The sequence below is a fragment of the Pseudomonas sp. PA-4-8C genome, assembly GCF_021606625.1.
Lineage (GTDB): Bacteria > Pseudomonadota > Gammaproteobacteria > Pseudomonadales > Pseudomonadaceae > Aquipseudomonas > Aquipseudomonas lactis.
On the sequence record NZ_WKCD01000353.1, the window covers coordinates 1 to 4,965 of the forward strand.

Genomic DNA, 4,965 nt, shown 5'->3' on the forward strand with positions numbered 1-4,965 from the left:
GTCACGTAGGCCAGGCTGATCATCGCCAAGGCGCCCACGGGCAAGGTCCACGCATACTTCTGGCTGTCATGCCGGGTGTTGAAGTAATGGCGCACCAACACCGCCGCCACCGCGATCCCGGCCAGGATCAGCCAGTTGTATTGGCTGCCATAGGTGCTCGGGAAGTGGTTGCTGATCATGATGAACAGCACTGGCAAGGTGAAGTAGTTGTTGTGGCGTGAGCGCAACAGGCCCTTGGCCGGCAGCGCCGGGTCGGGTGTGCGGTTCTCGGCGATGGCCGCCACCAGCGCGCGTTGGGCCGGCATGATGATGCGGAACACGTTCCCCACCATGATCGTGCCGATCACCGCACCCACGTGCAGGTAGGCACCCCGGCCGCTGAATACCTTGCTGAAGCCGTAAGCCGCCGCAATCAACAGCACGAACAGGATCAAGCCGAGCAGGGCAGGGCGTTTGCCCAGGGCCGAGTCGCACAGAAAGGAGTAGATGAACCAGCCGGCGAACAGTGAGCCGATGCCCAGCAACACGCCTTCGGTGCCGCTGAGGCTGCTGCCGGGGGCGAGCAGGTACAGCGTGGGGTTGAGGTAGAACACCACGCACAGCAGCGCGACGCCCGACATCCAGGTGAAATAGGCTTCCCATTTGAACCAGTGCAGGTTGTCCGGCATGGTCGGCGGGGCCAGTTTGTATTTTTCCAGGTGGTAGATACCGCCACCGTGGATCGCCCACAAGTCACCGGCCAGGCCGTTCTTGGGGTTGACGCGATTAAGGTTGTTTTCCAGCCAGACGAAGTAGAAAGAAGCGCCGATCCAGGCGACGCCAGTGATCATGTGAACCCAGCGCACGCTCAGGTTCAGCCATTCCAACAGATGTGCTTCCACAGTCTTTACCTCTCGCCTGTCACCCTTGTTGTCGGGTGATCAGACCTTCTCTTATTGGTGGGGGGCGAGGATCAACCGCTCATCCTCTTTGAAAAAATGCTCATCGCAGTTATTGCCTGTGCCACTGCGATCAACCACCAGGAAGTCATCCCGCTTTTCGATCGTCAGCACCGGGTGGTGCCAGACGCCGCGATGGTAATTAATGCCCTGCCTGCCGTTGGTGACGAAGGCGCGGACCAAGCCTGATACAGGTTCATCGCCAAGTGGCGCGACCACGATCAGAAAGGGGTTGCCGAGCAGCGGAATGAAAGCCTGGCTGCCCAGCGGGTGTCTCTCCAGCATGCACACAGTCAGCGGCATGTCCTGCGCGTCGGCGCGGAAGATGCTGATGATGGCGTGGTCTTCCGGCTTCGCGGTTTCGACCGTGGCCAGTTTGTGAAAGCGCATGGTCGACCCGTTGTTGATCATGAAGTGATCGCTGCCATCGGTTTCGATAACGTCTCCGAAGGGGGCGAAGGCTTCTTTGGTCAAAGGTTCGATCATCAGTGTGCGCATGGCTGTCTTCTTGTCTTGTCTATAGATCGTTCCCACGCTCTGCGTGGGAACGCTGCCCTGGACGCTCTGCGTCCGCTGTGTGACGCGGAGCGTCACGGGGTGCATCCCCACGCAGAGCGTGGGGACGATCGGGTGTTATTTGGCAACCTTGCCCAGGACGCGCAGGCGACTCACCCCACCATCCGGGAACACGTTCAAGCGGATGTGGGTAATCGGCCCCAGCGCTTTGATCTGCTCGGCGAAGGTGTGTTCGGCGTGCATTTCCAGCTTCTGCGCCGGCAGCAATTCGCGCCAGAACAGCGATTGGGTTTCGATCTGGCTGTCGGTGCCGCCTTTCACGAAGGCGCCCTGGATCGAGCAAGTGTCCGGGTAGTTGCCCTTGAAGTGCAGGGTGTCGACCACGATTTTCTCGATCTCGCCCGGGTGGCCCAGGGCGACAATCACCCAGTCATTGCCTGGCGTACGACGACGCGCGGTTTCCCAACCGTCGCCCATGTTGATGCCACGGCCTGGGTTGAGGATGTTGCTCATGCGGCCGAAGTGTTCATCGGAGCAGGCCAGGGCACGGCCGCCATTGAGCGCGGCAGCCAGGTCGACCTGTTCGTTGTCGCCCACCGAGGACCAGTCGCGGAACGGCACACCGTACACACGCAGACGGGCTACGCCGCCATCCGGGTAGATGTTAAAGCGCAGGTGGCTGAACGCCTGGTCGTTGTTGATCTCGTGGTAGTGGTGGCTGTTGCCTTGCAGCTCGACGGCTGACAGCACTTCCACCCACTGGGTATTGGCATCCGGCTCACCCGAGGCCAGGAAGCAGGCTTCCAGGGAGGCCGACGGCGGGAAGTTGCCGGTGAAGAATGAAGTGTCGATGTCCACGCCTTTGATCGAACCCGGCACGCCCAGGCGGATCACCGCGCTGTCGTAGCCTTCGAAGCGCTTGCGGCGTGACTCCCAGCCGTCCATCCACTTGCCGTTGTCATCGAAAACGCCCTCCTTCCACACGGCCGGGGTCGGCTGGAACAGGCGGTTGGCGTCAGCGAACCAGTCATCGGTCACCGAGATGATCTTGGTGCCCAGGCGGGCGTCGGCCAGGTTGACGAACTTCTCGAAAGGTACGGCGTAAGCTTTCATTCTTCTTGTCTGCCTTAGATAGAGTGGCTGGGGATGGACTGCTAGAGGGTCAGTAAGCGGAACAACGCGATCTTGTTGATCTCGTCCAGCGCGCACTTGAACTCAGCGTCTGCAGAGTTGTGGATGCGCGTTTCGAACGCGGCGAGGATCTGATGCCGGTTGCTGCCTTTTACCGCCATGATGAAGGGAAACTTGAACTTGGCTTTGTAGGCCTCATTCAGCTCGGTGAAGCGAGAAAACTCTTCGGCCGTGCATTGGTGAATACCCGCGCCTGCTTGTTCATCGGTGCTGGCTTGGGTCAGTTGGCCCTGGACGGCGGCTTTGCCTGCCAGGTCCGGGTGAGCATTGATCAGCGCCAGTTGCGAGGCGTGATCAGCACTCAACAGGATATCGCTCATGCGCTGGTGCAGGGTTTCGATCTGGTCGATCGACGTATCCTGGCCCAGGTCGAAGGCCTTTTCGGCTACCCATGGCGAGTGTTCGTAGATATCGGCGAAGGCTTGGACGAATGCGTCGCGGCTCAAGGTCGAGGGTTTAAGGGTTTGGAACGCAGTCATTTCGCCGCTCCCGTGCAGGGGTGGGTTTGGTGCCAGTGACGGGCGATGTCCACGCGGCGGGTGAACCACACCTGGTCATGGCCTTTGACGTATTCAATGAAGCGCTTGAGCGAGGCCAGGCGTGCCGGGCGGCCGATCAGGCGGCAATGCAGGCCGATCGAAAGCATCTTCGGCGCCTCGGCACCTTCGGCATACAGCACGTCGAAGGCGTCCTTGAGGTACTCGAAAAAGTCATCGCCCTTGTTGAAACCCTGCACCTGGGTGAAGCGCATGTCGTTGGTGTCCAGGGTGTAGGGGATCACCAGGTGCGGCTTGCCGTTGGGGGTGTTGGGTTCCCAGTAGGGCAGGTCATCGTCGTAGGTGTCGCAGTCGTACAGGAAGCCACCTTCCTCCATCACCAAACGGCGGGTGTTGGGGCCGGTGCGGCCGGTGTACCAGCCCAGTGGGCGTTCACCGGTGAGTTCGGTGAGGATGCGGATGGCTTCGAGCATGTGCTCGCGCTCCTGGGTCTCGTCCATGTACTGGTAGTCGATCCAGCGGTAGCCGTGGCTGCAGATCTCATGGCCGGCCTCGACCATTGCGCGGATCACATCCGGGTGGCGCTGGGCGGCCATGGCCACGGCGAAGATGGTCAGCGGGATATCGAATTCTTTGAACAGCTTGAGGATGCGCCACACGCCGGCACGGCTGCCGTACTCGTACAGCGACTCCATGCTCATGTTGCGCTCGCCTTGCAGCGGCTGGGCCGAGACCATTTCCGAGAGGAAGGCTTCTGACTCTTTGTCACCGTGCAGAATGTTGCGCTCGCCGCCTTCTTCGTAGTTGAGTACGAACGACAGCGCAATGCGTGCCTTGCCCGGCCAGTGGGGGTGAGGAGGGTTACTGCCGTAACCGATCAGGTCGCGTGGGTAGTCAGCGCTCACTGCAGTCTTCCTTCTTGTTCGTGGTAGCAAATGTGTGGCGGCCGGGCAGTGGAATGACTGAGTGGCGTCACAGCGATGAGTGATTGTATACAACTTATCGCAAACTTTGTAAGCCTGCATTTCTGCATTTTTTCTGAACGGTCTGTCTGCAAGAAACTTGCCTAAGTGGTCAGGTTAAGATGAAAAAGCCCACTGTAGGAGCGAGCTTGCTCGCGAAAAACCTGAGGGCGCCACTTTTATCCTGATAGTCCGCGTCATCGTTGACGTTTTTCGCGAGCAAGCTCGCTCCTACAGGGGGTTGGAAGGCTGTTGAATTTATTGTGTACAATTTTTTAGAAAAATGTCTTAATCAGCCATCGCCGGCTTTTTCACTGCCCTGAAAGAGTGCGGGTTTCTCTATGACTGACTTCGGGAGGCGCATAAAAGCCATGGGACGTTTGACTACACACGTTTTGGACGCCGCGCACGGCTGCCCCGGCAGCGCCATCAAGGTTGAGCTGTACCGCGTCGAAGGCGCGCAGCTGGAGCTGGTCGCTACCGCCACCACCAACAGCGATGGCCGTTGCGACGCACCGCTGCTGCAAGGCGAGGACTACCGCAGCGGCGTGTACCAACTGCAGTTCAGCGCCGGTGATTACTACCGGGCCCGTGGGGTGCAGTTGCCCGAGCCGGCTTTTCTGGACGTGGTGGTACTGCGCTTTGGCATCAGTGCCGAACAGGACCATTACCATGTGCCCCTGCTGATTTCGCCTTACAGCTACTCCACTTATCGCGGTAGCTGAGTCGTCACCTCGCTTCACACCCCCAAATGCTCTTCGTTGGTTTCGCCCGCGCACACTGCGGGCTTTTTTTTGCCTGGCGTTTGTTCAACTATCTAACGCCTGTTGCGTCAGTGGCGTGCCTAGGCTGGGTGTTTTC

The 4,965-nt window shown here is 59.6% G+C and carries 6 protein-coding genes; 1 reads left to right on the forward strand and 5 read right to left on the reverse strand.

The window, feature by feature from the left end; translation table 11 throughout:
* The 5 genes from GIW04_RS27810 to puuE form a co-directional block, all read right to left on the reverse strand.
* On the reverse strand, nucleotides 1-881 hold an 881-nt coding region (locus GIW04_RS27810), incomplete at its 3' end, for a urate hydroxylase PuuD (RefSeq protein WP_236479412.1).
* A 51-nt stretch (nucleotides 882-932) separates the two neighbouring features.
* Entirely contained in the window at nucleotides 933-1,436 is a 504-nt protein-coding gene (locus GIW04_RS27815) for an ureidoglycolate lyase (RefSeq protein WP_003192823.1), read from the reverse strand.
* A gap of 135 nt (nucleotides 1,437-1,571) precedes the next feature.
* Nucleotides 1,572-2,567, reverse strand: coding sequence for an allantoicase (gene alc, locus GIW04_RS27820; RefSeq protein WP_017137848.1), 996 nt, complete (start codon nucleotides 2,565-2,567; stop codon nucleotides 1,572-1,574).
* A 41-nt stretch (nucleotides 2,568-2,608) separates the two neighbouring features.
* Nucleotides 2,609-3,124 (reverse strand): 2-oxo-4-hydroxy-4-carboxy-5-ureidoimidazoline decarboxylase, encoded by a 516-nt coding sequence (gene uraD / locus GIW04_RS27825; protein ID WP_003192819.1) that lies wholly within the window; start codon nucleotides 3,122-3,124, stop codon nucleotides 2,609-2,611.
* Nucleotides 3,121-4,047: an allantoinase PuuE gene (gene puuE, locus GIW04_RS27830; protein WP_003192817.1), complete on the reverse strand. Its 927-nt coding sequence runs from the start codon at nucleotides 4,045-4,047 to the stop codon at nucleotides 3,121-3,123. The genes uraD and puuE overlap by 4 nt, the downstream gene beginning before the upstream one ends.
* Before the next feature lie 428 nt (nucleotides 4,048-4,475).
* On the opposite strand from puuE, the gene uraH reads away from it, so the two are divergent.
* Entirely contained in the window at nucleotides 4,476-4,829 is a 354-nt protein-coding gene (gene uraH / locus GIW04_RS27835) for a hydroxyisourate hydrolase (protein ID WP_003192814.1), read from the forward strand.
* Nucleotides 4,830-4,965 lie beyond the last annotated feature (136 nt).

What these genes read in the sequence shown, in the direction of transcription:
- uraH (WP_003192814.1), top strand. Translation starts at nt 4,476, where the DNA reads ATGGGACGTTTGACTACACACGTTTTGGACGCCGCGCACGGCTGCCCC.
- uraD (WP_003192819.1), bottom strand. Translation starts at nt 3,124, where the DNA reads ATGACTGCGTTCCAAACCCTTAAACCCTCGACCTTGAGCCGCGACGCA.
- alc (WP_017137848.1), bottom strand. Translation starts at nt 2,567, where the DNA reads ATGAAAGCTTACGCCGTACCTTTCGAGAAGTTCGTCAACCTGGCCGAC.
- GIW04_RS27815 (WP_003192823.1), bottom strand. Translation starts at nt 1,436, where the DNA reads ATGCGCACACTGATGATCGAACCTTTGACCAAAGAAGCCTTCGCCCCC.